The sequence below is a fragment of the Tsukamurella hominis genome (assembly GCF_965137015.1).
Classification (GTDB): Bacteria; Actinomycetota; Actinomycetes; order Mycobacteriales; family Mycobacteriaceae; genus Tsukamurella; species Tsukamurella hominis.
On the sequence record NZ_CBCRZG010000009.1, the window covers coordinates 1 to 23,209 of the forward strand.

Annotated in this window: 19 protein-coding genes; 12 read left to right on the forward strand and 7 right to left on the reverse strand. The window is 73.4% G+C overall.

Going from position 1 to position 23,209, the window contains the following annotated elements; genetic code table 11:
• From ACM9LD_RS13085 to ACM9LD_RS13110, 6 genes are all read left to right on the forward strand, one after another.
• Positions 1 to 1,790 (forward strand): diflavin oxidoreductase (locus ACM9LD_RS13085; protein ID WP_415677078.1); only part of this gene is annotated, 1,790 nt, incomplete at its 5' end.
• Entirely contained in the window at positions 1,777 to 3,468 is a 1,692-nt protein-coding gene (locus tag ACM9LD_RS13090) for an NTP transferase domain-containing protein (RefSeq protein WP_415677079.1), read from the forward strand. The genes ACM9LD_RS13085 and ACM9LD_RS13090, both read left to right, overlap by 14 nt.
• 125 nt (positions 3,469 to 3,593) lie before the next feature.
• Complete coding sequence (gene nirB, locus ACM9LD_RS13095) at positions 3,594 to 6,125, forward strand: nitrite reductase large subunit NirB (protein WP_415677080.1); 2,532 nt, start codon at positions 3,594 to 3,596, stop codon at positions 6,123 to 6,125.
• The gene (nirD, locus tag ACM9LD_RS13100; protein ID WP_415677081.1) at positions 6,122 to 6,529 is read left to right on the forward strand and encodes a nitrite reductase small subunit NirD; all 408 of its coding nucleotides are present in this window, start codon (positions 6,122 to 6,124) and stop codon (positions 6,527 to 6,529) included. Before nirB ends, nirD begins: the two co-directional genes overlap by 4 nt.
• Positions 6,530 to 6,573: 44 nt before the next feature.
• Positions 6,574 to 7,248 carry a protein kinase family protein gene (locus ACM9LD_RS13105; RefSeq protein ID WP_415677082.1) on the forward strand — a complete coding sequence of 225 codons (675 nt, stop codon included), beginning with the start codon at positions 6,574 to 6,576 and terminating at the stop codon, positions 7,246 to 7,248.
• Between the two features lie 13 nt (positions 7,249 to 7,261).
• Positions 7,262 to 7,906 carry a hypothetical protein gene (locus ACM9LD_RS13110; protein WP_415677083.1) on the forward strand — a complete coding sequence of 215 codons (645 nt, stop codon included), beginning with the start codon at positions 7,262 to 7,264 and terminating at the stop codon, positions 7,904 to 7,906.
• Positions 7,907 to 7,930: 24 nt separating this feature from the next.
• Here the strand turns inward: ACM9LD_RS13110 and ACM9LD_RS13115 are convergent, their stop codons facing one another.
• Genes ACM9LD_RS13115 through ACM9LD_RS13125 form a run of 3 tightly spaced genes read right to left on the reverse strand, consistent with a single transcriptional unit; the run spans position 7,931 to position 11,221 of the window.
• Positions 7,931 to 8,653: a sirohydrochlorin chelatase gene (locus ACM9LD_RS13115; RefSeq protein WP_415677084.1), complete on the reverse strand. Its 723-nt coding sequence runs from the start codon at positions 8,651 to 8,653 to the stop codon at positions 7,931 to 7,933.
• A 1-nt stretch (position 8,654) separates the two neighbouring features.
• Positions 8,655 to 9,782 carry a uroporphyrinogen-III synthase gene (locus ACM9LD_RS13120; RefSeq protein WP_415677085.1) on the reverse strand — a complete coding sequence of 376 codons (1,128 nt, stop codon included), beginning with the start codon at positions 9,780 to 9,782 and terminating at the stop codon, positions 8,655 to 8,657.
• Positions 9,783 to 9,808: 26 nt separating this feature from the next.
• Positions 9,809 to 11,221, reverse strand: a complete 1,413-nt coding sequence (locus ACM9LD_RS13125; protein ID WP_415677086.1) for a nitrate/nitrite transporter — start codon at positions 11,219 to 11,221, stop codon at positions 9,809 to 9,811.
• 152 nt (positions 11,222 to 11,373) lie between these two features.
• On the opposite strand from ACM9LD_RS13125, the gene ACM9LD_RS13130 reads away from it, so the two are divergent.
• The gene (locus ACM9LD_RS13130; protein WP_415677087.1) at positions 11,374 to 12,579 is read left to right on the forward strand and encodes a cation:proton antiporter domain-containing protein; all 1,206 of its coding nucleotides are present in this window, start codon (positions 11,374 to 11,376) and stop codon (positions 12,577 to 12,579) included.
• A gap of 17 nt (positions 12,580 to 12,596) precedes the next feature.
• Here ACM9LD_RS13130 and ACM9LD_RS13135 read toward each other — a convergent pair whose 3' ends face one another.
• Together ACM9LD_RS13135 and car are read right to left on the reverse strand one after the other, a co-directional pair.
• Positions 12,597 to 13,163 carry a single-stranded DNA-binding protein gene (locus tag ACM9LD_RS13135; protein ID WP_415677088.1) on the reverse strand — a complete coding sequence of 189 codons (567 nt, stop codon included), beginning with the start codon at positions 13,161 to 13,163 and terminating at the stop codon, positions 12,597 to 12,599.
• A 177-nt stretch (positions 13,164 to 13,340) separates the two neighbouring features.
• Complete coding sequence (gene car, locus ACM9LD_RS13140; RefSeq protein ID WP_415677089.1) at positions 13,341 to 16,649, reverse strand: carboxylic acid reductase; 3,309 nt, start codon at positions 16,647 to 16,649, stop codon at positions 13,341 to 13,343.
• Between the two features lie 233 nt (positions 16,650 to 16,882).
• On the opposite strand from car, the gene ACM9LD_RS13145 reads away from it, so the two are divergent.
• From ACM9LD_RS13145 to ACM9LD_RS13160, 4 genes are read left to right on the forward strand one after another with little or no spacing between them, the layout of a single operon-like run.
• The gene (locus tag ACM9LD_RS13145; protein WP_415677205.1) at positions 16,883 to 18,001 is read left to right on the forward strand and encodes an LLM class flavin-dependent oxidoreductase; all 1,119 of its coding nucleotides are present in this window, start codon (positions 16,883 to 16,885) and stop codon (positions 17,999 to 18,001) included.
• A 21-nt stretch (positions 18,002 to 18,022) separates the two neighbouring features.
• The gene (gene sfnG, locus ACM9LD_RS13150) at positions 18,023 to 19,132 is read left to right on the forward strand and encodes a dimethylsulfone monooxygenase SfnG (RefSeq protein WP_415677090.1); all 1,110 of its coding nucleotides are present in this window, start codon (positions 18,023 to 18,025) and stop codon (positions 19,130 to 19,132) included.
• On the forward strand, positions 19,129 to 20,316 hold the full coding sequence (locus tag ACM9LD_RS13155; protein ID WP_415677091.1) for an SfnB family sulfur acquisition oxidoreductase: 1,188 nt from the start codon (positions 19,129 to 19,131) through the stop codon (positions 20,314 to 20,316). The genes sfnG and ACM9LD_RS13155 overlap by 4 nt, the downstream gene beginning before the upstream one ends.
• A 43-nt stretch (positions 20,317 to 20,359) precedes the next feature.
• Positions 20,360 to 21,394 (forward strand): Atu2307/SP_0267 family LLM class monooxygenase, encoded by a 1,035-nt coding sequence (locus ACM9LD_RS13160; protein WP_415677092.1) that lies wholly within the window; start codon positions 20,360 to 20,362, stop codon positions 21,392 to 21,394.
• Between the two features lie 22 nt (positions 21,395 to 21,416).
• Here ACM9LD_RS13160 and ACM9LD_RS13165 read toward each other — a convergent pair whose 3' ends face one another.
• Positions 21,417 to 22,061: a maleylpyruvate isomerase family mycothiol-dependent enzyme gene (locus tag ACM9LD_RS13165; protein WP_415677093.1), complete on the reverse strand. Its 645-nt coding sequence runs from the start codon at positions 22,059 to 22,061 to the stop codon at positions 21,417 to 21,419.
• An 83-nt stretch (positions 22,062 to 22,144) separates the two neighbouring features.
• On the opposite strand from ACM9LD_RS13165, the gene ACM9LD_RS13170 reads away from it, so the two are divergent.
• Positions 22,145 to 22,552, forward strand: coding sequence for a MarR family winged helix-turn-helix transcriptional regulator (locus ACM9LD_RS13170; RefSeq protein ID WP_415677206.1), 408 nt, complete (start codon positions 22,145 to 22,147; stop codon positions 22,550 to 22,552).
• On the opposite strand, the gene ACM9LD_RS13175 is transcribed toward ACM9LD_RS13170, so the two are convergent.
• A complete protein-coding gene (locus tag ACM9LD_RS13175; protein WP_415677207.1) occupies positions 22,533 to 23,198 on the reverse strand; it encodes an SPFH domain-containing protein in 666 nt (221 codons plus the stop codon). The two genes, ACM9LD_RS13170 and ACM9LD_RS13175, sit on opposite strands and share 20 nt — an antisense overlap.
• Between the last annotated feature and the right edge of the window lie 11 nt (positions 23,199 to 23,209).

Consider the following 23,209-nt stretch of genomic DNA (forward strand, 5'->3'; position numbering starts at 1 on the left):
CGCCCGCCCCCGTCAAGACGCCGGTGTCCCCGCTCGCGGCGGCGCTCGCGCCGTACGCCTCGGGCCCGGGCGAACTGACCGCGGAGGCGTCCGGCTACCTCGGCGGCCTGCTCACGGGCCTGAGCGCCGCGCCCCCGTCCGGGGTGCCGACGGTGCCCGGCGACGCCCCGCTCGCCCCGATCGCGCGCGCCTGGCTCGAGGGTGTCCTGGCGGGCGTGTTCGGCGGCGCCCCGCAGGCCCCGGCCGCGACGGTGACCGTCGTCTGGGCATCGCAGACGGGCACGGCCGAGGCCTACGCGACGGACTGCGTCGCGGCGCTGCGCGGCGCTGGCATGACGGCGACGGTCCTCGGCGCCGAACAGGTTTCGCCCGCACAGCTGACGGGCACCGTGTTGTTCCTGGTCGCCACGACCGGCGACGGCGAGGCCCCCGACAACGGCGTCGCGCTGTGGGACGCGCTGGCCGGGGCGGAGCCCGGCGACCTGGACGGCCTGCGGTTCTCCGTCCTCGGATTCGGCGACCCCTCGTACGCCGACTTCTGCGGCTTCGCCCGCAAGCTCGACGCCCGGCTCGAGCACCTCGGGGGCGCCCGGCTCGCCCCGCGCGCCTCCTGCGAGCCCGACTACGCCGAGACCGCCGCCGCCTGGCTCGGCGCGGTGGTGTCCGCCCTGGACCCGGAGGCCGCGCCGCCGCAGCCTGCGGCACCGGAGACGACCGGCTACTCCCGCACCCATCCGTTGCGCACCCGCCTGCTGGAATCCGAGCGGCTCTCCGGCGACGGTTCGGCGAAGGACGTGCGCCGCTTCACCTTCGAGCTCCCCGCCGCCGCGCTCTCCTACCGCGCCGGCGACGCCCTGGGGGTCTGGCCGGTGAACTCGGGCGCCGTGATCGAGGAGTTCTGCGCCCGCACCGGCGTGCACCGCGACGCCCCCGGCCTGGACCGCAAGGACCTCACCCGGATCACCCCCGAGCTACTGCGCTTCGTCGCAGACCGCTGCGAGGTGGGCGACGAGCTGCGCGAGGTCCTCGACGAGCCCACGACGTTCGCCTCGTGGACCTGGGGTCGGCAGCTGCTCGACCTCCTCGCCGCGCATCCGGTGCAGGCAGATCCGGCGGAGTGGGAGGCGCTGTTGCGGCCGCTCACGCCCCGCCTGTACTCGATCTCGTCGAGCCCGCGCGAGGATCCCGATCGCGTCTCGATCACCGTCTCCGTCGTCGGCTTCGACCACGACGGCAGGCGCCGCGGCGGCGCCTGCTCGACGCACCTCGCCGGCCTCGACGCCGACGGAGAGGTGGACGTCTTCGTCCAGCCGACCCGCGCCTTCCTGCCGCCGGAGGACGCCGACGCACCGGCGATCATGATCGGCCCGGGCACCGGCATCGCGCCCTTCCGCGGATTCCTGCACGACCGGGCACGCAGCGGCGCCACGGGGCCGAACTGGCTGTTCTTCGGCGAGCAGCACGAGGCCAGCGACTTCTACTACCGCAGGGAGCTCGACGGCCTCGCCGCGGACGGGGTGCTCACGCGGCTCGACACCGCGTTCTCCCGGGACTCGGATCGGAAGGTGTACGTGCAGGACCGGATGCGCGAGCACGCCGCCGAACTGTGGGAATGGATCCGGGCCGGCGCGCACCTCTACGTGTGCGGCGACGCGGCGCGCATGGCCCGCGACGTGGACGAGACCCTGCGCGGTATCGTCGCCGAACACGGCCACATGGCCCCGCGCAGCGCGGACGCCTACCTGGCGGCGCTGTCCGCCGAACGGAGATACGTGCGTGACGTCTACTGACCACGACCCGGCCGCGTCCTGCGACGCGGCCGTCGTCGTGGCCGGTGGCGCAGCCCGTCGCCTCGGGCTCGACAAGCCCGAGCTCGTGGTCGGCGGCCGCCGGTTGCTCGACGCCGCGATCAGCGCGGCCGGCGGGGCCTCCATCGTCGTGGTGGGGCCGCCCCGCGCCGTGCCGGAGCACGTCGTCGTGGTCCGCGAGGACCCGCCCGGCGGTGGTCCCCTCGCCGCGATCGCGGCGGGGCTCGCCGCCGTTCCCGCGACAGCGCGGACGGTCGCGGTGCTCGCCGCGGACCTGCCCGAGGTGGAACCGTCGACCCTGGCGCGCCTCGCCGCGCTCCGCGCCGAGACCGCGGCGCCGGTCGCGCTCGCCGAGGACCCGCACGGGCGACCCCAGTACCTGCTGGCGGTGTGGGACGCCGCCGCCCTCCGCGCCGCGATCGCCGGGATCGCCGGGATCGGCAGCGCCGAGAACGCCCCCGTCCGCGCGATCCTCCCGCCCGACGCGCCCCGGCTGCGCCTCCCGCTCGAGGACGCCGACACCCCCGAGGACCTGGCGCGCGCCGAGAGGTCTCCCCTCGCGATCCGCCGCCTCCTGCGGGCCGCCCTCCCTGCGCTTCCGGCGGCCGGCGGGCCGCCGGCGCCGGGTGCCGCGCTCGCGGAGCCGCTGGTCGCGGCCGCGCCGTTCCCGCCCTTCGACCAGTCCGCGATGGACGGCTGGGCCGTGGCGGGCCAGCCGCCCTGGCGCCCCGTCGACGGCGCCGCGCTCGCCGGGCACGCCGCCCCGCCGCTGGACCCCGGTACCGCGGTACGGATCGCGACCGGCGCGCGCCTGCCCGCGGGGGCCGAGCGGGTGATCCGCGACGAGGAGATCGTCACCGACGGGTCTGCTCTGAACTGCACCGATACCGCCCGCAACGACGTCCGCCCGGCCGGATCCGCGTGGCCGGACGGCGCGACGCTGGCCCCGGCGGGCGCCGCGATCGACCCGGCGCTGGTCTCGCTGGCCACCGCCGCCGGCGTGACCGCAATCGCCGCCCGCGGACCCGTGCGGATCCGCCTGCACACCTCCGGCGACGAGGTCGGGGCCGCGGGCCGCGCGGGCCTCCCCGAGACCGCCTGGGGCCCCGTCGCGGCGGTCTTCGAGGCCTCCGGCGCGCGCGTGCTCCGCGGCCCACACCTGCCGGACGCGCCCGCCTCCTTCCGCGCCGCCATCCTGCCCGACGGTGCCGACGTCGTCGCCGTCATCGGCGCCACCGGACGCGGCGCCGCGGACCGGCTGCGGGGCGCCCTCGCCGAGGCCGGCGCCACGCTACTGGTCGACGGGGTGGACGTCCGCCCCGGCGGCTCCCTCCTCGTGGCGACGGTGCCGGACGGCCCGATCGTGCTCGGCCTGGGCGGCAACCCGATGGCGGCCCTGCTCGGGGCCGCGCTCCTCGCGAAGCCGCTGCGTGCGGCGCTGCTGCGCGAGACCCCGCCCGCCGCGGAGCTGCTCGCCCTCGCCGATCCCAACCCCGACGACCGGTGGCGCATGCTCCCCGTCGAGCCCGACGGGGCCGGACGGTGGCGCATGCCCGCCACGGTGGCGACCCCGCACCTCCGCGACGCCGCCGGGCGCCGCGCCATCGCGCTGGTGCCCCCGCTGGCGCAGCCCGGCGACCTCGTCGAACGCCTGGCCTGACCCTCCTCACGACCGCGCGACGCTCTCCGTGAGGAAGGCGTGATCGACGGGCAACACGGCGGCACAACCCCGCAACACCACCTCCTTACATTCGGTGCCAACGGTTCCGGCGAGAGGAGAGGTCCATGGTCACCCAGCGCACCGTCGTCGTGGTGGGTCACGGCATGGTCGGGCACAGGTTCGTGGAGGCGCTGCGCGCCCGCGACGAGGCGGGGGCCTGGCGGATCGTCGTCCTGGGCGAGGAGGCCGACGGCGCCTACGACCGGGTGGGGCTCTCGTCCTACGTCGGCACGTGGGACCGCTCCGAACTGGCGCTCGCGGGCAACGACTACGCCGGCGATCCGCTGGTCGAGCTGCGGCTCGGGGCGCGGGTGACCGGCATCGACCGGGCCGCGCGGACGGTGACGACGGCCGACGGCCCCGTCGCATACGACGCGCTGGTGCTCGCGACCGGCTCGTACGCCTTCGTCCCGCCGGTCCCCGGCCACGACCTGCCGGGCTGCCACGTCTACCGCACCCTCGACGACCTCGATGCGATCCGCGCCGACGCCGACGCGGCGCTCGCCCGCTCCACCGAGGCCGTCGGCATGGTGGTCGGCGGCGGCCTGCTCGGCCTGGAGGCCGCGAACGCGCTGCGCACGCTCGGCCTGCGCCCCCACGTCGTCGAGGTCAACCCCCGGCTGATGCCGCAGCAGGTCGACACCGGCGGCGGCGAGCACCTGGCGCGGATGATCGGCGACCTCGGCATCGACATCACCCTGTCGTCCGGCACCACCGACATCGCCGCCGGCGAGCACGGGTTGGCGGTGACGCTCAAGGACGAGAGCGTCGTGGACGCGGCCGTCGTGGTCTTCGCCGCGGGCGTCCGCCCGCGCGACGAGCTGGCCCGCGAAGCCGGGCTCGACCTCGCCGAACGCGGCGGCGTCCTCACCGACCTCTCCTGCGTCACCTCGGATTCCGCTGTGTACGCGATCGGCGAGGTCGCCGCGATCGAGGGCCGCTGCTACGGCCTCGTCGGCCCCGGCTACGCGACGGCCGAGGTGGTCGCCGACCGCCTGCTCGGCGGCGACGCCCGGTTCCCCGGCGCGGATCTGTCCACCAAGCTCAAGCTCCTCGGCGTCGACGTGGCCTCGTTCGGCGATGCCCACGGCGCCACCCCGGGCGCGCTCGATGTGGTCGTCAGTGACCCGATCGGCGGCACCTACGCCAAGCTCGTGCTCTCCGACGACGCGACGACGCTGCTCGGCGGCGTGCTGGTCGGCGACGCCTCGCAGTACGGCGTGCTGCGCCCGCTCGTCGGGTCGTCGCTGCCGGGCGACCCGGTCTCGCTCATCGCGCCCGCCGGCGGCGACTCACCCGGCATCGGCATCGGCGCGCTCCCCGATGCGGCGCAGGTCTGCTCGTGCAACGACGTCTCCAAGGGCACGCTGTGTTCGGCGATCGCCGACGGGGCGTGCACCGTCGCCGAACTCAAGGGCTGCACGAACGCGGGCACGTCCTGCGGATCGTGCGTGCCGCTCCTCTCGCAGCTGCTGGAGGCCGAAGGCGTCACGGTGTCGAAGTCGCTGTGCGAGCACTTCACCCAGTCCCGCGCGGAACTCTTCGAGCTGGTCCAGGCGAGCGGCATCCGCACCTTCTCGGGCCTGATCGAGCGGTTCGGGTCGGGCACGGGCTGCGACCTCTGCAAGCCGACGGTGGCGTCGATCCTCGCGTCCACCAGCTCGGACCACATCCACTCCGGCGAGCAGGCGTCGCTGCAGGACAGCAACGATCACTTCCTCGCGAACATCCAGCGCAACGGCACCTACTCGGTGGTGCCGCGCATGCCGGGCGGCGACGTCACCGCCGAGCAGCTCATCGTGATCGGCGAGATCGCCCGCGACTTCGGGCTGTACACCAAGATCACCGGTGGCCAGCGGATCGACCTGTTCGGCGCCACCGTCGACCAGCTGCCGCTGATCTGGCGGCGCCTCGTGGACGCCGGCATGGAATCCGGTCAGGCCTACGGCAAGTCGCTGCGCACCGTGAAGAGCTGCGTGGGCAGCGACTGGTGCCGGTACGGCCAGCAGGACTCGGTGCAGATGGCCATCGACCTCGAGCTCCGCTACCGGGGGCTGCGGTCGCCGCACAAGATCAAGATGGGCGTCTCAGGGTGCGCCCGTGAGTGCGCGGAGGCCCGCGGCAAGGACGTCGGCGTGATCGCCACCGAGTCCGGCTGGAACCTGTACGTCGGCGGAAACGGGGGCATGACGCCGAAACACGCGCAGCTCCTCGCGGGCGACCTCGACCGGGAGACCCTGATCCGGTACGTCGACCGGTTCCTCATGTACTACATCCGCACGGCCGACCGGCTCCAGCGGACGGCGCCGTGGGTCGAGGACCTCGGCATGGACCGCCTCCGCGAGGTCGTCATCGACGACGCGCTCGGCCTGGGCGCGGACTTCGAGGCCACCGTCGAGCGGCACGTCGACGGCTACGCCTGCGAGTGGAAGGGCGTCCTGGACGACCCCGACAAGCTCGCCCGGTTCGTCTCCTTCGTCAACGCCCCCGGCGCCCCCGATCCGACCGTCGACTTCGGCGAGAAGAACGGCCGCAAGGTGCCGATCCTGCTGGGCACCCCCACCCCGTCCATGCCCCCGAGGGAGGACCGCGCATGACCACCGCACCCTTCGACCTGCACCGCTGGACCCGCGACTGGACGGCGGCGTGCCCCGCCGCCCGGCTGGAGCCGCTGCGCGGCGTGGCCGTCCTGCTGCCCGACGGGGCCCAGGTGGCCCTGTTCCGGCTGGCGGACGACAGCATCCGCGCGATCGGCAACATCGACCCCATCGGCCGGGCGGCGGTGATGTCCCGCGGGATCGTCGGCGACCGGGGCGGATTCCCCGTGGTCCAGTCGCCGCTGAAGAAGCAGGCCTTCAGCCTGCTCGACGGCCGCTGCCTCGACGCTCCGGGCGTCTCGATCCCCGTGTACGACACGCGGATCTCGCTCGACGGCGTCGTCTTCGTCGCGAACTCGCCCGAGGTGCGCTTCGGCTTCCGTCCCCGTCCCCGCGCTGTGTGATCGCACCACCGCTACTCTGCTCCTGACAGCTGAAGGAGTAGGCGATGACAGGTCCCGGCGACCCTTCCGTTCGACTGCACGACCGGCGTCCCATGGCGGCCGCCGACGTCGGGTACCTCATCGGCTCGATCGCGCCCGTCATCGATGCCCGCGGACGCGCCGGCACACCGCACGGGCGGATCAGCCCGGCGGCACTGTCCGTCGATGCCGCGGGGACCCCGCGACTGATCGACGTACCGGACAGCGACGAGGCGCTGTTGTACGCGGCGCCGGAGATCCACGACACCGGACTCATCACCGGGCAGTCCGAGGTGTACTCCCTCGGGAGCACCACGTACACGCTGCTGACGGGCCACTCGCCGAATCCGTACGGGTTCGCGACGGTGCGCCGGGATCGGCCCGATCTCGGCCCCGGTGTCGACGGCGTCCTACTCCAGGCGACCGCTCGGACGCCGGAGCTGAGGTTCGCGACGGCGACCGCGTTCGCCGAGGCGCTGGCGGAAGCTCTCGAGCAGCCCGTGCACGCGTCAGCGATACCGGTGCGGTCCCCGGCGCCCCTGCCGGAGCCCCAGTTGGTCGTCGACGTCCCCGCACCCCCGGAGCCGTCGGCCCCGAGCCGCCCGTTCGAGATCCCCGAGGCCGCGCTGCCGATCGTCTTCCTCCTGCTGGTCGTCCTGGCCGCGGCGGGCTTCATGGCCCTGTTCCTCAGCGGATCCTGAACCGGGGCATCGGATGACCGACGGCGATGACTTCGCGACCCTGGTCCGCGCGACCGGACCGCTGCCCGCGGACCGGGTCGCCCGCGCCGTCGCGGAGGCGGCGGCCGAGGTGGACCGCCTACTGACCGAGGGACACCCGCACGGCCGGATCAGCCCCGCGGCGATCATCGCGCAGGCCGACGGCCGCATCGTCCTCGCCGCCCCGGCCTCCCTCGGCGACTCCCCCGACACCGGCGCGCATGCCGCACCGGAGATCTTCGCGGGATCCCCGCCCGATGCGCGGTCCGAGGTGTTCTCGCTGGCCAGCACCGCGTACACGCTCCTCACCGGGACCGCGCCGAACTCCTTCGGCATCGCCAACGCCCGCCGGGCGCGGCCCGATCTGGGCCCGGGTCTCGAGGCCGCGCTCACGCGGGCGACCTCGCGCGACCCGGCGTTCCGATTCCAGTCCGCGGGCGATTTCGCCCGGGCGCTCGCGGCGGCCCTCGCGCCCGCACCGGATGCCGCCCCGCAGGACTCCGCCGCGCCGTCGGCCCACGCCGGCGGACGGCCGCGGAAGATCTCCGCAGCGACGGCGCTCGCCCTGGTCGCGCTCACGCTCGCGGTGGTCAGCGCGCTGCTGTGGGGCGCGATCTTCGTCGTGCAGAACCTGTCCTGAACCGCGCCGGGAACCGCCGCGAGGTCAGTTCCCGACGACCACTTCCGGGACCGTCGGCGCGGCCAGTCCGGCGTGGCTGCGACGCAGGCAGGCGAGGCGCACCACCGACGGGTGCAGACCCAGCGGTTCGGCGACCACGTCGGCGCCGGAGTCGCGCAGGCGCTGCTGGAACAGCCCCTCCGCCAACAGGTACGACGCGACCGCCACCGACGGCGCGCCGTCGGACCGCACGCGGGCGACGACCTCGGGGACCGAGGGGTAGCCCTCGCTCTGCTGGCTGGGCGCGGCGAAGGCGATCGACACCCGGCTCCCCACCAATGCCGACAGGGCGGCGGCCGTCCGCCGCAGCTCGCCCTGCGCGTGCACGTCCCGCGTGCCGGCGGCGGCCATGACGACCGCGTCGCCGCGCTGCCACCCCGACTCCAGCAGCCGCCCGAGCATCGCGCGGGCGAGCTCCGGGGACGGGCCGAGTGCGGGCGTCACCGTGGTGGCGCGGTGGCCGGACTCGGCGACCTCGCGGGGCAGGTCGTGGCGCACGTGGAAGCCGCTGGACAGGAAGGCGGGCACGACCACGGTGGGCTCGTGATCGAGCGCGGTGAGGACCTCCGAGGGGGTCGGGCCGAGGACGTCCACGAACGCCACGCGAACGGTCTCGGACAGGCGCGCGGCCATCGCGGCGGCGAGGTCGCCGACCATCGCGACGCCGTGCTCGCTGCGGGTGCCGTGTGCGACGAGGAGGGTTCCCATGTCAGTGCTCCTCATCGATCGCGAGGCGGTAGCCCCGCTTGACCACCGTGGCCACGATCTCCTTGTGGCCCAGGCCCGATCGCAGCCGCCCGACGGCGGCCTCGACGGCGTGCGGATCGTCTCCGCCGAGCGCGGCGAGGAGATCCTCGCGGGAGACGACGGCTCCGGGCTCGCGGGAGAGCATGCGCAGCAGGACGATCGAGGTGGGCGTCAGCTCACGCTCCTCGCCGTCGACGACCGCGCCCCGCGCGCGCAGGCCGAGGCGGTGGCCCGCGACGGGGAGGTCGGCGCGGCGCGTGGGCAGATCCTGTTCCACGAGCCGCGCCAGGGCCCCCAGCCGCATGCGCTCGGGGGTGACGGAGGCGACGCCGAGGCGGTCGAGCGGGGTCGCCGTCACCGGGCCCACGCAGTACGGCACGACGGGCCCGGTCAGAGCGCCGCGGACGGCACCGTCGAGCCCGAGCTCAGCGGCGCGCTCGAGCACCGAGGCGGCGGCGGGCGCGGAGGTGAAGGTGACGGCGTCGACGGCGGAGGTGGCGATCGCTTCGACGATCCGGTCGAGGCCGGTGAGGTCGGCGGGACGCTCCCAGCGGTAGACGGGGACCTCGACGATCTCCGCGCCGAGCGAGCGCAGCCCGTCGAGCAGGCCGGGGTTCGGGTCCCACTTGTCCGTGGCGCCGTGCAGTTGGACCGCGACGCGCTGCCCGGTGAGGTCGGTGCCGGAGAGGTGGCTGAGCACCTCGGCGGAGGACTCGGACTCCGGGGACCACTCCTCGCGCAGCCCCGCCGCGCGCAGGGCGCCCGTCGCCTTCGGCCCCCGGGAGATGACCCGGCCGGCGCCGAGCGCCGCGAGCAGCCGCTCCGCGAGCCCCCAGCCCTCGGCCGCCTCGAGCCAGCCGCGGAAGCCGATGCCGGTGGTCGCGACCAGCAGGTCCGGCGGGGTGGCGAGGAGTTCCTCGGTCGCGGCGCGCAGCCGGTCGTCGTCGGCGAGCGGGACCATCGCGATCGCGGGCGCCGCGAGCACGGCGGCGCCGCGCCGCTCGAGCAGGGTGGCCAGCTCGTCGGCGCGGCGCGCGGCTGTAATGGCCACGGTGAATCCGAGAAGGGGGCGGGCCGGCGCCTCGGTCATCGGATCGGGCTCCTTCGGTGGGACGGTCATCGGGTGTCGGCGACGGTGAGCGCATCGTCGCGCGACGTGTGCTCCAGCGTCCCATGCCCGCGCGGCGCGGGCGTACGCACGTACACCTTCCAGGTGACCAGCGCGGCGAGGACGTAGAAGGCGCCGAACACCCAGAACGCAATGGTCGCGGTACCGGAGGACTGGTAGGAGGCGCGCAGGACCAGGTTGATCCCGACGCCGCCGAGGCCGCCGATCGCGCCCGCGATGCCGATCACGGCACCGGACATCGCGCGGGAGTAGTGCGTGCGCGTGGCCTCGTCGGCGTCGAGCGAGCGGGCCTTCGCCTCGAAGATCGACGGGATCATCTTGTACACGGAGCCGTTGCCCAGGCCGCTGAGCAGGAACAGGGCGATGAAGCCGAGGACGTAGGCGCCGAGCACCGCGCCCGAGGGGGCGCCCGAGCCCGCGGTGGTGGCCGCCGCGATGAGGACGCCGCCGGCGGCGATCATCCCGGCGAAGACGTACAGGGTCACCCGGCCGCCGCCGAGCCGATCGGCGAGTTTGCCGCCGTAGACCCGGGAGACCGAGCCCAGCAGTGGGCCGATGAAGGCGATCTGCGCGGCGTGCAGCGAGGCCTGCGCTGCCGTCTCACCGCCCGCCCGGAACGTCGCCTGCAGCACCTGCCCGAAGGCGAAGGAGAAGCCGATGAACGAGCCGAAGGTGCCGATGTAGAGCAGGGCGACGATCCAGGTGTCGCGGTCCTTGGTGGCGGACCGCATCGCGGCGGTGTCGACGGTCGGGACCTGCAGGTTGTCCATGAACAGCGCGGCGCCGATCCCGGCCACCGCCAGGAGCACCAGGTAGACGGCGCACACCCAATAGGGCTCGCGGTTGCCGACGGTCGCGATGACGAGCAGCCCGACGATCTGCACCGCGGGGACGCCGATGTTGCCGCCGCCCGCGTTGAGCCCGAGGGCCCAGCCCTTGAGGCGCTGGGGGAAGAAGGCGTTGATGTTCGTCATGGACGACGCGAAGTTGCCGCCGCCGAAGCCGGTGAGCGCGGCGCACGCGAGGTACACCCACAGGGGCTGCCCCGGGTTCGCGAGGATCAGCATCGTGGCGATCACCGGGACCGCCAGCACGAAGGCACTGAAGATCGTCCAGTTCCGCCCGCCGAAACGGGCCGTGGCCAGCGTGTACGGAATCCGCAGGCAGGAGCCGACGAGGGTGGCGGTGGCGCCGATGAGGAACTTGTCGGCCGTGCTCAGTCCGTAGACGTCCTGCGGCATGAACAGGACCATGACGGACCACAGGGACCAGACGGAGAAGCCCACGTGCTCGGCGATGACGGACCACAGCAGGTTCCGCTTGGCGATCCTCTCCCCGCCGGATTCCCACTGCTGCCGGTTCTCCGGATCCCAGTCCGTGATCGTGTGTGATCGGCTCATGTCCAGACCTCCCGGTGCGTCGACGACCTCTTTCGCGTCGAAGGTAGGCAGCCGATGTTGCGCCGCCGGTTCCCGCGATGTCCGCCCCGTGAACTCGACCTCACGCCAGCGCACCACGCGATGTGAGGAACCGCGTACGGAATAATCGCGGCGTGATTCCGGCGACCCTCATCGCAGCGGCGACCTTCCTGCTCTGGTGCCTGCTCTCCGGACGGATGGACCGGTGGGGCGTCTCCGCGCCGTTGGTCATGGTCCTGGCGGGCGGCGCGGTGGGCATCGGCGCGCACGGCGCGATCGCCGAAGCGCTGAACACCGGAGCGGCGCAGCGGGCCGCCGAGATCATCCTCGCGGTGCTGCTGTTCGTGGACGCCACGCACGTTCGGGGTTCGCTCCTCGGCCGCCACCCGCGCCTCGTCGCGCGGTCGCTGCTGATCGGCATCCCCGTCGGACTGGCGCTGTCCGTTGTCGTCGGTTGGCTGCTGCTCCCCCATCTCGGGTGGTCGGTGCTGCTGCTGGTCGCGTGCGTCATCGCTCCGATCGATTTCGCCTCGGCGCCCTCGCTGCTGCGCGATCGACACGTGCCCGCGCGGGTCCGCGACGTGCTGACCGTCGAATCGGGATACACGGACGGCCTGGTGACCCCCGTGTTCCTGTTCGCGTTGTACTGGGCCGGCCCGGGCCACGGCGACGACGACCCGGCCCCGGCGCTTCTGGCCGCCGCCCCGCAGGCCGCGATCGCGCTGGCGGTCGGCGCGGCGCTGGGCGCGGCGATCGCGGCGGGCGTGCAGTACACCGAGCGGGCCGGGCTCGCCTCCGAGAGCGGCCGGCGGCTCGCGATCGCCGCCACCCCTCTCCTGACGTACGCCGCGGCGGTGGGGCTCGGCGGCAACGGCTTCGTCGCCGCGTTCGTCTGCGGCATCGTCTACCGACTGCGCCGCGGCACGGAGACGTCCGACGACGTCGGACTCACCGACGACGTCGGCTTCCTCCTCGCCGCCGCGATGTGGTTCGTCTTCGGGTCCGTCGCCGTGGTCGGGCTGTTCGACGGTGTCGACTGGCGGACGATCGTCTTCGTCGCGGCGGCGCTGACCGTGCTCCGCGTCCTCCCGATCGCCGTCGCGATGACCGGTAGCGGGCTGCCACGCAGGCAGGTGCTCCAGCTGGGATGGCTCCGCCCCCGGGGTACGTCCACGATCGTCTTCGCGCTCATCGCCTTCAACACGCTGCCCGACGGCCCGGTCGCCGACCTGACGCTCACCCTCGCCGTTCTCGTCGTGCTGGGCAGCGTCGTGCTGCACACGGTCGGCGTCCCGGTGGCGATCGCCGGCCACGACCGACGCGCCCGCGGCCGGGCATGACCGCCCGCGGCCGGGCGCTAGAAGTCCGGCGCCCCGCCCACCGCGGCCGGCTCGCGCCCCGCCGCCTCGCCGTTCTCCGCGAAGCCCTGCACGACGACCAGTCCGTCACGCCCCGGGCCGGCCGCCCCACCGCCCGCATCGCCGTCCACGACCGCGCTCCCCGCCTCGGGAGTCCCGCTCACCGTCTCGAGCGGCGGCGGGGCGACCTCGCGGTACCGCTCCCCCGTGCCCACGTACTGGCTCGCGCACATCCGCAGGTTCAGTCCGATCGCGTCGGCCTTGAGATCCAGCGAGCTGTGCCGTTGGCCGTCCGCGCCGTCGAAAGTCTCGTGCTTGAGCTCGCCGTGCACGATGACCGGCCGCCCCTTCGCGATCACGGCGCGCGCGTTGCGGGCCAGCGCGCCGAAGGCCTTGACGTTGAGCCAGACCGTGCTGGTCTGCTTCCATTCGCCATTGTCGTCCAGGTAACCGTTGTTGGCCGCCATCGTGAAGCTCAGGAAGTCGTGCCGCTGATCGCGGGCCGACTCCCGGTAGGTCAGGTCGTTCGTGACGTTCCCCGCTGCGAAAACAAGCACCCCGGGCATGGTCGCCTCCTCGTCGATTCCGCGGCCGGCGGATCCCGGCCGTCGTCGACGAGTGTCGCGCGGAGGGCCCGCCCCGGACGGCGTCCGGGGCGGGCCCTGTGGAGGAAAAACGTTACGTACGCTTAGTTGTGGATGAAGGGCGTTTTCGCGGCGTCCACGTCGCACCGCCGTGGCAGGTCACCGGGCCAGCCAGCCCGCCGCGACGAAGCCGTCGAGGTAGCGCTCGATCAGCGCGTGATCGAGGCGCGGAAGGTCACCCCCACCGACGTTCTCGGAACGCACGGCCTCCCGGAACCGGTCGGCGGTCAGCGCGGTCCCCGCGCCGGCGTCGGCCGGCCGGGCGAAGGAGTGCAGCAGCGGGAGCACCGACCGGTGGCGGTCCTCCGCGGGCAGGGCACGCAGCGCCGCCTCGAACCGCGCGAGCCACTCCTCGTAGTCCGCGATCCGCTCGATCGAGCGGTCCTCGGCGATCCAGTCGACGAAGTCGTCGAGCCCCGCGCCGCCCTCGGCGACGTTGAGCACGTGGAACGTGCGGAATCCGGTCCGCCCCGCGGCGCCGAGGCGAGTGATCGCCTCCGCGGTGAAGTCCACCGGCAGGCCGTCGTAGTGCGCACGCGGCCCGGCCGGGTCCGCGGAGAACGAGGCGGGCGCGAGGCCCGTCTCGGCGATGCTCAGCAGCAGCCGGGTGAACTGATCCACGGGGTTGTACTGGCCGCGGAATCGACTGTGCGCCAAGATCATGTTGGAGCGGAAGACCCGCACCGGCAGGCCCGCGAGGTCCGCGGCCTCACGCAGCAGCACCTCGCCCGCCCACTTGCTCACGGCGTACCCGTTCGCGTACGCCTCGGCACCGATCCGGCGCTCCGCGCCGGCCACGCGGACGTCGTCGTCCTCCACGAGCAGGCGGCCGTCGTCCTGCGGTACCACGGCCACCGTCGAGACGTAGTCGATCGATTTCCGGCGCACGGTGAGTGCGAGCCGGGCGATCTCCGCGGTCCCGACGACGTTCGGGCCGAACAGCTGGTCGTAGGGCAGCACGTGATTGACCATCGCGCCGCAGTGCACCACGTGGTCCACGCGCTCGGCGAGCCCGTCCCAGGTCGCGGCGTCGAGCCCCAGCGACGGTGCGCCGAAGTCGCCGACGACGACCTCCAGGTGGCGCTCGGCGAGCTCCCCGAACTCCGCGGTCAGCGCGGGATCCGACGTCCCGATCGCGTCTGCGAGGCGCCGGCGCGCGTCGTCGGGGTCCGCGGCGCGGACCAGCGCGACGACCGTCCCGTCGTGCGGGGCGACCCGGCGCAACCATTCGAGCAGGAGGAACCGGCCGAGGTAGCCGGTCCCGCCGGTGAGCAGCACCGTCTCGGGCTCGCCGTGCGGCGCGGGGAGCGACGGGGCCGCCGCCAGCAGCGCGGGGTCGATGAAGGCGTCGAGCCGCAGGTCCGAGGCGCGGGCGACCTCGGCGTCGGAGCCGTGGATCGACGCGGCGGTGGGCGCCTGCGCGCCGCCCGCCCGGACCTCCTCGATGTGGGCGATGACGCCGCGCAGCGTCGCGGTGGGGCCGACGATGGCCTGCACCGGCACGGGCAGGTCGTAGACCCCTTCGAGCGTCGTCGCGAGCGACAGTGCGGACAGCGAGTCGCCGCCCAGGTCGAGGAAGCGGGTGTCCTCGTCGAGCTCCTCGGGCAGCACGCCGAGGGTGAGGGCCGCCGCCCGCACGACCGTCTCCGCCACGGAGCCGTCGGCGTCCAGGTCGCGTAGACCCTCGCGGCGGCGTTCCTCGGCGGCGTCGTACAGCGCGGTCAACTCCGCGCCGTAGCGGGCGGTCAGGGCGGGCCGGACGAGTTTGCCGATACCCGAGCGCAGTCCGTTCTCCTGGGAGAAGGGTTCGCGCTCGACGATCACGTCGCGGGGCAGCTCGTACGCGGCCAGGTCCTTCTCGCGGGCGATCGCCGCGAGGCCGTCGAGCACCCGGGTGCGGGCGTCGGCGTCGGTCTCGCCGTCCGGGCCGGGAGCGGGGACCACGACGGCGAGCAGGTAGGAGCGCTCACTGGTGCCGTAGAGGAAGATCTGGTGCACATCGGGTCCGGCGGCGTACGTGGCCTCGAGCTGCGCGATCGGCACGAACTCGCCCTGTGCCAGCTTGATCACGTTGCTGCGGCGGTCGACGTACTCGAGGTGGTCGGGCGCGAGCTCGGCCATGACGTCGCCGGTGCGGTAGAAGCCCTCGTCGTCGCGGATCCGCTTGTCGGAGTTGTAGTACCCCGGAATCAGCTGGGTCGACTTCACCAGGAGCTCGCCGCGCGGGTACGGGGAGTCGCTGACGAAGTAGCCGAGCTCGGGCACGTCGATGAGCTTGTACTCGGTGACCGGCGGGCGGACCACCACGCCGTCCCGGATGACGCCGCCGGCCTCGGTGGAGCCGTAGCCGATCTGGATGTCGATGCCCAGCAGCCACTCCATGAAGGCCTGCAGTTCGGCGGACAGGGCGGCGCTGCCGCACATGGCGGCCTGCAGGCGGCCGCCGAGGACACGGTCCCGCAGCTCGACGCGCGCGGTCTCGGTATCGGTCTCGGCCTCGACGGCGAGGAACCTCTGGTGGATCAGCTCGCACACGCGCGGGACGAGGCCGATCGCGGTGGGACGCGCGGCGGCGAGGTCGTCGAAGAGGGTCGACATGTCGGACGCGCCGGCGAAGTAGCCGGTGCCGCCGGAGGCCAGGCCGGCGATCAGCCAGTTCCGGCCGTACATGTGGCTCATGGGCAGGAAGTGCAGCAGCGACTCGGACGGCAGGTCGATGTCGACGATGCTGTCCACCTTGAGCCAGGCGTCGGAGACCAGCTGCTCGGTGTACATCGCGCCCTTCGGGGTACCCGTGCTGCCCGAGGTGTAGATCAGCGTCACGAGCGGGTCGGTTCCCGGCTCGGGCGCGACGAACTCGGGCGCGGGCAGGGCCTCGCCCGCGAGGACGTCGGCCTCGATGCCCTCGTAGCCGTCGTGCTCGCCGTCGAAGACGACGACGCGGGGCGTCGCCGAGGATTCCGCGAGCGCCTGCTCCGCGAGGCCGACCTGGTCGGCGCTGACCGCCAAGATCGTGGGCCTGGTCTCGTCCAGGATGGTGGCGATCCGGGCTGCGGGGGCGCCGGCCTGCAGCGGCACGTTCGGCGCGCCCAACAGCGTGGTCGCCAGGTCGACGGTCACGAAGTCCGCGCTGGTGAAGCCGAGGATCGCGACGAAGTCACCCGCGGCCAGCTCGCCCTGCCAGGCGGCGGCCAGCGCCGTGACCCGGCGCCAGATCTCCCCGTAGGTCACGCTCACGTAGGGGGCACGGGGGCCGCCCGCGCGAGTCGCGAAGGCCGGACGGTCCGCGTACCGGGCGAAGATCCGCGCGATCACCTGGGGAAGCCGCTCGGCCTGCTCGCCGGCCGGGGCGGCCGCCGCAGCGCCGCTGGTGGCGGGGTCACCGCCGTGCATCGTCTCGATCGACATCCAACACACCTCATTTCACTACGGAACTCTAACTAACTCTTTCCCTAGCTTAGCTACTGACCGGTAGGTGTGCACGTTCGACGCATCACGAGTCGAAACCTGGCCGCCGCGTCCGTGCGGTGATGGACTGGCGCTTCGTATCCCCGCTCCCCCGACGGAAGGCCGACGTGAGCTCGCGCACCCCTCTCCACCTGCACTGGTTCCTGCCCACGTACGGCGACTCGCGGAACCTCATGGCGGGTGGGCACGGCAGTGGCATGAGCGGAGATCGCCCCGCGAACCTGCACTACCTCAAGCAGCTGGCCCTCGCCGCCGAGGCGAACGAGTTCGAGGCCGTGCTCATCCCCACCGGCCTCTGGTGCGAGGACTCCTGGCTCACCGCCGCGCTCCTCACCGAGTCCACGGAGAAGCTCAAATTCCTGGTCGCACTACGCCCGGGCCTGGTCAGCCCCCTCCTCTCGGCGCAGATGGCGAGCACCCTGCAGTGGCAGTCCGGCGGCCGGGTCCTGCTCAACGTGGTGACCGGCGGCGAGTCGTCCGAGCAGCGCGCCTTCGGCGACACGCTCAGCAAGGATGAGCGCTACGCCCGGTGCGGCGAGTTCCTCGACATCACCAAACAGCTGTGGACCTCGTCCGAGCCGGTGAACGTCGCCGGGAAGTACGTCTCCGCCGAGAACGCGCTCCTCGCCCGCCGTCCCGATCCGGCCCCGCCGATCTTCTTCGGCGGCAGCTCGCCCGCCGCGGGCGACGTGGCCGCGAAGCACGCCGACACCTACCTGACCTGGGGCGAGCCGCCCGCGCAGGTGAAGAAGAAGCTGGACTGGATCCGCGGCCTCGCCGCCGAGCAGGGTCGCGAGCTGACCTACGGCATCCGCCTGCACGTGATCTCGCGCGACACCAGCGAAGAGGCGTGGGCCGAGGCCAACCGGCTGCTGGGCAACCTCGATCCCGCGGCCGTCCGGGCCGCGCAGGCCAACCTCGCCAAGAGCGAGTCCGAGGGCCAGCGCCTCATGCGCGAACTGCACGGCGGCGGCGCGGCCTTCGACGAGGCCGCGGACGCCCGCTCGCTCCAGGTCTATCCGGGCCTGTGGACCGGCGTGGGCCTGGTCCGCGGCGGCGCGGGCACGGCGCTCGTCGGCTCCCACGACGAGGTCGCCGACCTCATCGCCGAGTACGCGGCGCTGGGGCTCGACCACTTCATCCTCTCCGGGTACCCGCACCTGGAGGAGGCCTACCACTTCGGCGAGGGCGTGCGCCCCCGCCTCGCGGCGCGCGGCCTGCTCGGGGCGTCCGACACACCGTCGGAGCCCGTGCGCGGCGCCTTCCTTCCCGACCTCTCCCCCACCTCCTAGCCGCACAGAAGGACTGCACGGATGACGACCGAGAAGATCGCCGACCAGATCAAGTTCGCCTACTGGGTGCCCAACGTCTCGGGCGGCCTGGTGACCAGCGACATCGAGCAGCGCACCAGCTGGGACTTCGAGTACAACAAGAAGCTGGCGCAGACCGCCGAGCGGGTGGGTTTCGAGTACGCCCTCTCGCAGGTGCGGTACATGGCCAGCTACGGCGCCGAGTACCAGCACGAGTCCACCTCGTTCAGCCTGGCTCTTCTCGGCGCGACGGAGAAGCTGAAGGTCATCGCCGCCGTGCACCCCGGCCTGTGGCACCCGGCGGTCCTCGCCAAGTTCGGCGCCACCGCCGACCACCTCTCGAACGGCCGGTTCGCGATCAACGTGGTCTCCGGCTGGTTCGCCGGCGAGTTCAAGGCCCTCGGCGAGCCCTGGCTCGAGCACGACGAGCGCTACCGCCGCAGCGCGGAGTTCCTCGAGGTGATCCGCAAGATCTGGACCGAGGACAACGTCGACTTCGGCGGCGACTTCTACCGGATCCGCGACTTCACCCTCAAGCCGAAGCCGCTCAACACGGCGGAACGCCCCAACCCGGAGCTGTTCCAGGGCGGCAACTCCTCCGCCGCGCGCGTCAACGGCGGCAAGTACGCCGACTGGTACTTCTCCAACGGCAAGGATTTCGACGGCGTCACCGACCAGCTGGACGACCTGCGCCGAGTGGCCCGGGAGGCGCAGCGCGAGGTCAAGTTCGGCCTCAACGGCTTCATCATCGCCCGCGACACCGAGAAGGAGGCGCGCGACACCCTCCGCGAGATCGTCGAGAAGGCGAACAAGCCCGCGGTCGAGGGCTTCCGGGACGCGGTCCAGCAGGCCGGCAAGTCCACCTCGGACGGCCGCGGCATGTGGGCGGACTCGTCGTTCGAGGACCTCGTTCAGTACAACGACGGCTTCCGCACGCAGCTGATCGGCACGCCGGAACAGGTGGCCGAGCGGATCGTCGCGTACAAGGAGCTCGGCGTCGACCTGATCCTGGGCGGCTTCCTGCACTTCCAGGAGGAGATCGAGTACTTCGGTGAGAAGGTGCTGCCGCTGGTCCGCGAGATCGAGGCGAGCCGCGCCGGGGCACTGGTGTGACCCTCGCTTCCGCGATCGACTCCGCCGAGGCCGCCGTCGAGGCGGCGCGGGAACTCGCGGCGCGGTTCGCCGACGGTGCCGCCGAACGCGACCGGGAGCGGCGCCTGCCGCACGCCGAGGTCGAATACCTGTCCGACGCCGGGCTGTTCGCGCTGACGGTGCCCGCCCGCTTCGGCGGGCCCGACCTGCCGCCGTCCGCAGTCGCCGAGGTCTTCCGCATCCTCGCGACCGCCGACGGCTCGCTGGCGCAGATCCCGCACAGCCACTACGTGTACCTCACCGCCCTACGCCTGGCGGGGCCGGAAGAGCTGCAGCGCAGGGTCTTCGAGCAGGTGCTCGACGGGGCCCGGATCGCCAACGCGCAATCGGAACGGGGCGGGCGGACCGTCGCCGACGTGGCCACCACTCTCACCCGCACCCCCGACGGCGCACACCTCGACGGCGAGAAGTTCTACTGCACGGGTTCGCCCTACGCGCACCTCCTCGCGGTGCTCGCCCGCGACACGGAATCGGGCGAGCAGGTCATCGCCTTCGTCCCGGCGGACACCCCCGGCGTCGCCATCGCCGACGACTGGAACGGCCTGGGCCAGCGAACCACCGGCAGCGGCACCGTCCGCTTCGACGACGTGGCCGTGCCGCTCGACGCCGTCGTCACCCGCTCCCCCGCGGTGGCCGAGCCCACCGGCTACGGCGCGTTCGCGCAGCTGTTGCACGTCGCCATCGACGCCGGCATCGCCCGCGGCGCGCTCGAGGCCGCGGCCGACTTCGTCCGCACGAAGTCCCGGCCCTGGTTCGAGGCGGGCGTCGAGCGGGCGCAGGACGATCCGCTCGTGATCCAACGATTCGGCGAGCTGACGGTGACGGTCCGCGCCGCGGAGTCGGCTCTCGTCGTCGCCGGGCAGGCGGTGGACGCGGCGTTCGCCACCCCCGGGCCCGACACCGCCGCCGAGGCCTCCCTCGCCGTCGCCACCGCGAAGGTGCTCGCGGACCGGGCGGCGACCGAGGTGCCGTCGGCCCTGTTCGAGGTGTCCGGCACCCGGAGCGCCGGGGGCGACGCGGGGCTCGATCGGTACTGGCGGGACGCGCGCACGCACACCCTGCACGACCCGGTGCGCTACAAGGTCAACCACCTGGGCCGATTCACTCTGAACGAGGAGCGTCCACCGCTGCACGGCGTCGTCTGATCACCGGAACAAATTCGGACCTCAGTCCGTTTACACCGGTACTATGACTGACATGAAGATTCCCGAGTTCGGCGTGGACACGTTCGGCGGCGTCACGAAGGACGCGCAGGGCGAGCCGCTGCCCCATCCCCAGGTGATCCGCGACCTCGTCGAGGAGGCCGTCGCCGCGGACGGCGCGGGCCTCGACTTCTTCGGCGTCGGCGAGCACCACCGCGCGGACTTCGCCGTCTCGAGCCCGGAGATGGTGCTCGCGGCGATCGCGGCGCGCACCGAGACCATTCGCCTCGGTTCGACGGTGACCGTGCTGAGTTCCGACGATCCCGTGCGCGTCTTCGAGCGCTTCGCGACCCTGGACGCCGTCTCGAACGGCCGGGCCGAGATCGTCGCCGGGCGGGGCTCGTTCACCGAGTCCTTCCCCCTGTTCGGCTACGACCTGCAGGACTACGAGGTGCTGTTCGAGGAGAAGCTGGAACTCCTTGCGGCGCTGCTCACCGAGGAGCCGGTCACCTGGTCGGGCACCACGCGCGCGGCCCTGTCCGAGCAACGCGTCTTCCCCACCACCGCGGACGGCATCCGCGCCTGGGTGGGCGTCGGCGGCAGCCCCGAGTCCGTCGTCCGCACCGCGCGGTACGGCTTCGGCCTCTTCCTGGCGATCATCGGTGGCCCGGCGGATCGCTTCGCGGCGTACACCGACCTGTTCCGGCGGGCCGAGAACGAGTTCGGCGGTGCGCCGCAGCCGATCGCCGTCCACTCGCCCGGCCTGATCGCGGAGACCGACGAGCAGGCCCGCGCGCTCGTCCACGACGGCTGGCTGCGGATGCGGCAGCGCATGGTCGCCGAGCGGGGCTGGCCGCCGCCCGCGCTGGGCGATTTCGAGCGCGAGGTCGAGACCGGTTCGCTGTACGTGGGGTCGCCGGAGACGGTCGCGCGCCGGATCGCGGCGACGGTGCGCACACTCGGCGTCGATCGCTTCGACCTCAAGTACGACCAGCCCGTGACCCACGCCGATCTGATGCGGTCGATCACCCTCTACGGCGAGAAGGTCGTCCCCCTGGTCAAGGACATGATCAGCGACTGAGGCCGGCTGAGCGGCGCGCGACTCACGGCGCGACCCCGAGCCGGGCCGCGGCGAGGGGCGCGCCGGCACCGTCGAGCCCGGACAGGCCGGCGGGTCTGCCCGACAGCACGAGCAGCAGGTCGGCGATCGGACCGCGCGCGACGGGGCCGTCGCCCGCGGACCAGTCCGCGTCGACGGCCTCGAAGCGCACGCCCGCGAACCGCTTCCGCGCGCCGAACAGGTAGCCGACCCGCCAGATCCGCTCCGCCCCTTGGACCGCGGCGGCGGTGTCCATCGGCAGGTGCAGCCCGAGCGGGCGGGCGATGTCCTGGGCGTGGATCTGCGTGTCGAACAGGATGTTCCGCCAGTTGGTCAGGCGCGGCAGCGCGGTGACGCCCGCCTCCTCCCGCAGCATGACGGCCGAGCGGGTGCCGTACTCGGCGGCGGCTTCCCGGGAGAGCAGGTCGATCATCCCGTGCAGCCGGCCGCGGGCACGGACGGCCGCCGAGACCATCGCCCCCGCGGGCGCCGGGCGGAGCACCGCCGCGAGGTGGCCGGCGACGTCGGTCACCGTCCACCCCGCGCACAGCGACGGTGCGGCCCACTGTTCCGGGGTCAGCCCATCGAGGAGATCCGCGATCGCCACACGCTGTGCCGCGATGACCCGCCACGCCTGCTGCTCGTCCATGACGGCCTCCATTGGTCAGCTTCCCTGACCAATATTAGTCAGTCTCTTGTACCATTGCAAGGGTGGAGATCGGAACCGGCGTGATGTTGTTCGTCGCCTATCGCGCCATGGAGACGCGCGCCATGACCGCGGCCAGGGACGCCGGTTACGCGGACATCACGCTCGCCCAGGCGCGGATCGGCCAACGCATCGGCCCCGAGGGCACCCGCCTCACCGACCTCGCCGAACAGGCGCAGGTCACCAAGCAGACCGCGGGCTTCCTGGTCGACCAGCTCGAGCGCGCCGGCTACGTCGAGCGGGTCCCCGATCCCGCCGACGGCCGCGCCCGTCTCATCCGCCTGTCCGCCCGCGGCGAAGGCGTCGCCGACGTCGCGAACGCCGAGGTGGCCCTCGTCGAGAGGGAGTGGGAGGACCACCTCGGCGCGGCCGCCTACCGGGACCTGCGGGCCGCGCTGCTGAAGCTGCGCGAGGTCACCGACCCGTATCGCTGAGGACGATCGTCGCGCCGGGCGGCGCCGCCTCGATCATCCGGATCCGGGCCAGCGCGGGCGAGCCGTCGAGCATGCGGCCGGCGTTGGCGAGCGCCCGCAGCGCGGCCGTCTCGGCCCGCGCCTCCTCCAGCCGGGCGGCGCCCCGTGCCTTGGCGGTGATCAGGCCGACCGCGGCGCTCCGGATCTCGGCCGGCAGCACCACGTCCTTGACCACGACGGTGAGCACCTCGACGCCCACGGCCTCGGCGGTCGCGCCGACGCGGGAGCGGATCGCCTCGCCGTCGACGGCCGCCGTGCGACGCGCCAGGTCGTCGATACCGATGCCGCCCAGCGCCTCCCGGAGCGCGACCTGCGCGGCCAGGTAGACCACGGCGTCCGGATCGGCGGCGCGCTCGAGGTACGCGACCGGGTCGGCGACGCGGATGCGCAGCGCCATCGACACCCGGACCGGGACGGACTCGGCGGTGACGATCTCCTGCGGCGCCACGGCGAGCAGCCGTTCGGCGACGACGACCGGGACGACGGTGTGCGCCCGGCGGACCCGATGAGGGCCGGGCCCGAGGACGCGGGCGACGGCGCCGTCCCGGTACTCGACGGCGCGGCGGCCCACCGGCACGACGACGCGTCGGCCGCGGATCGCGGTCATGATCGACACGG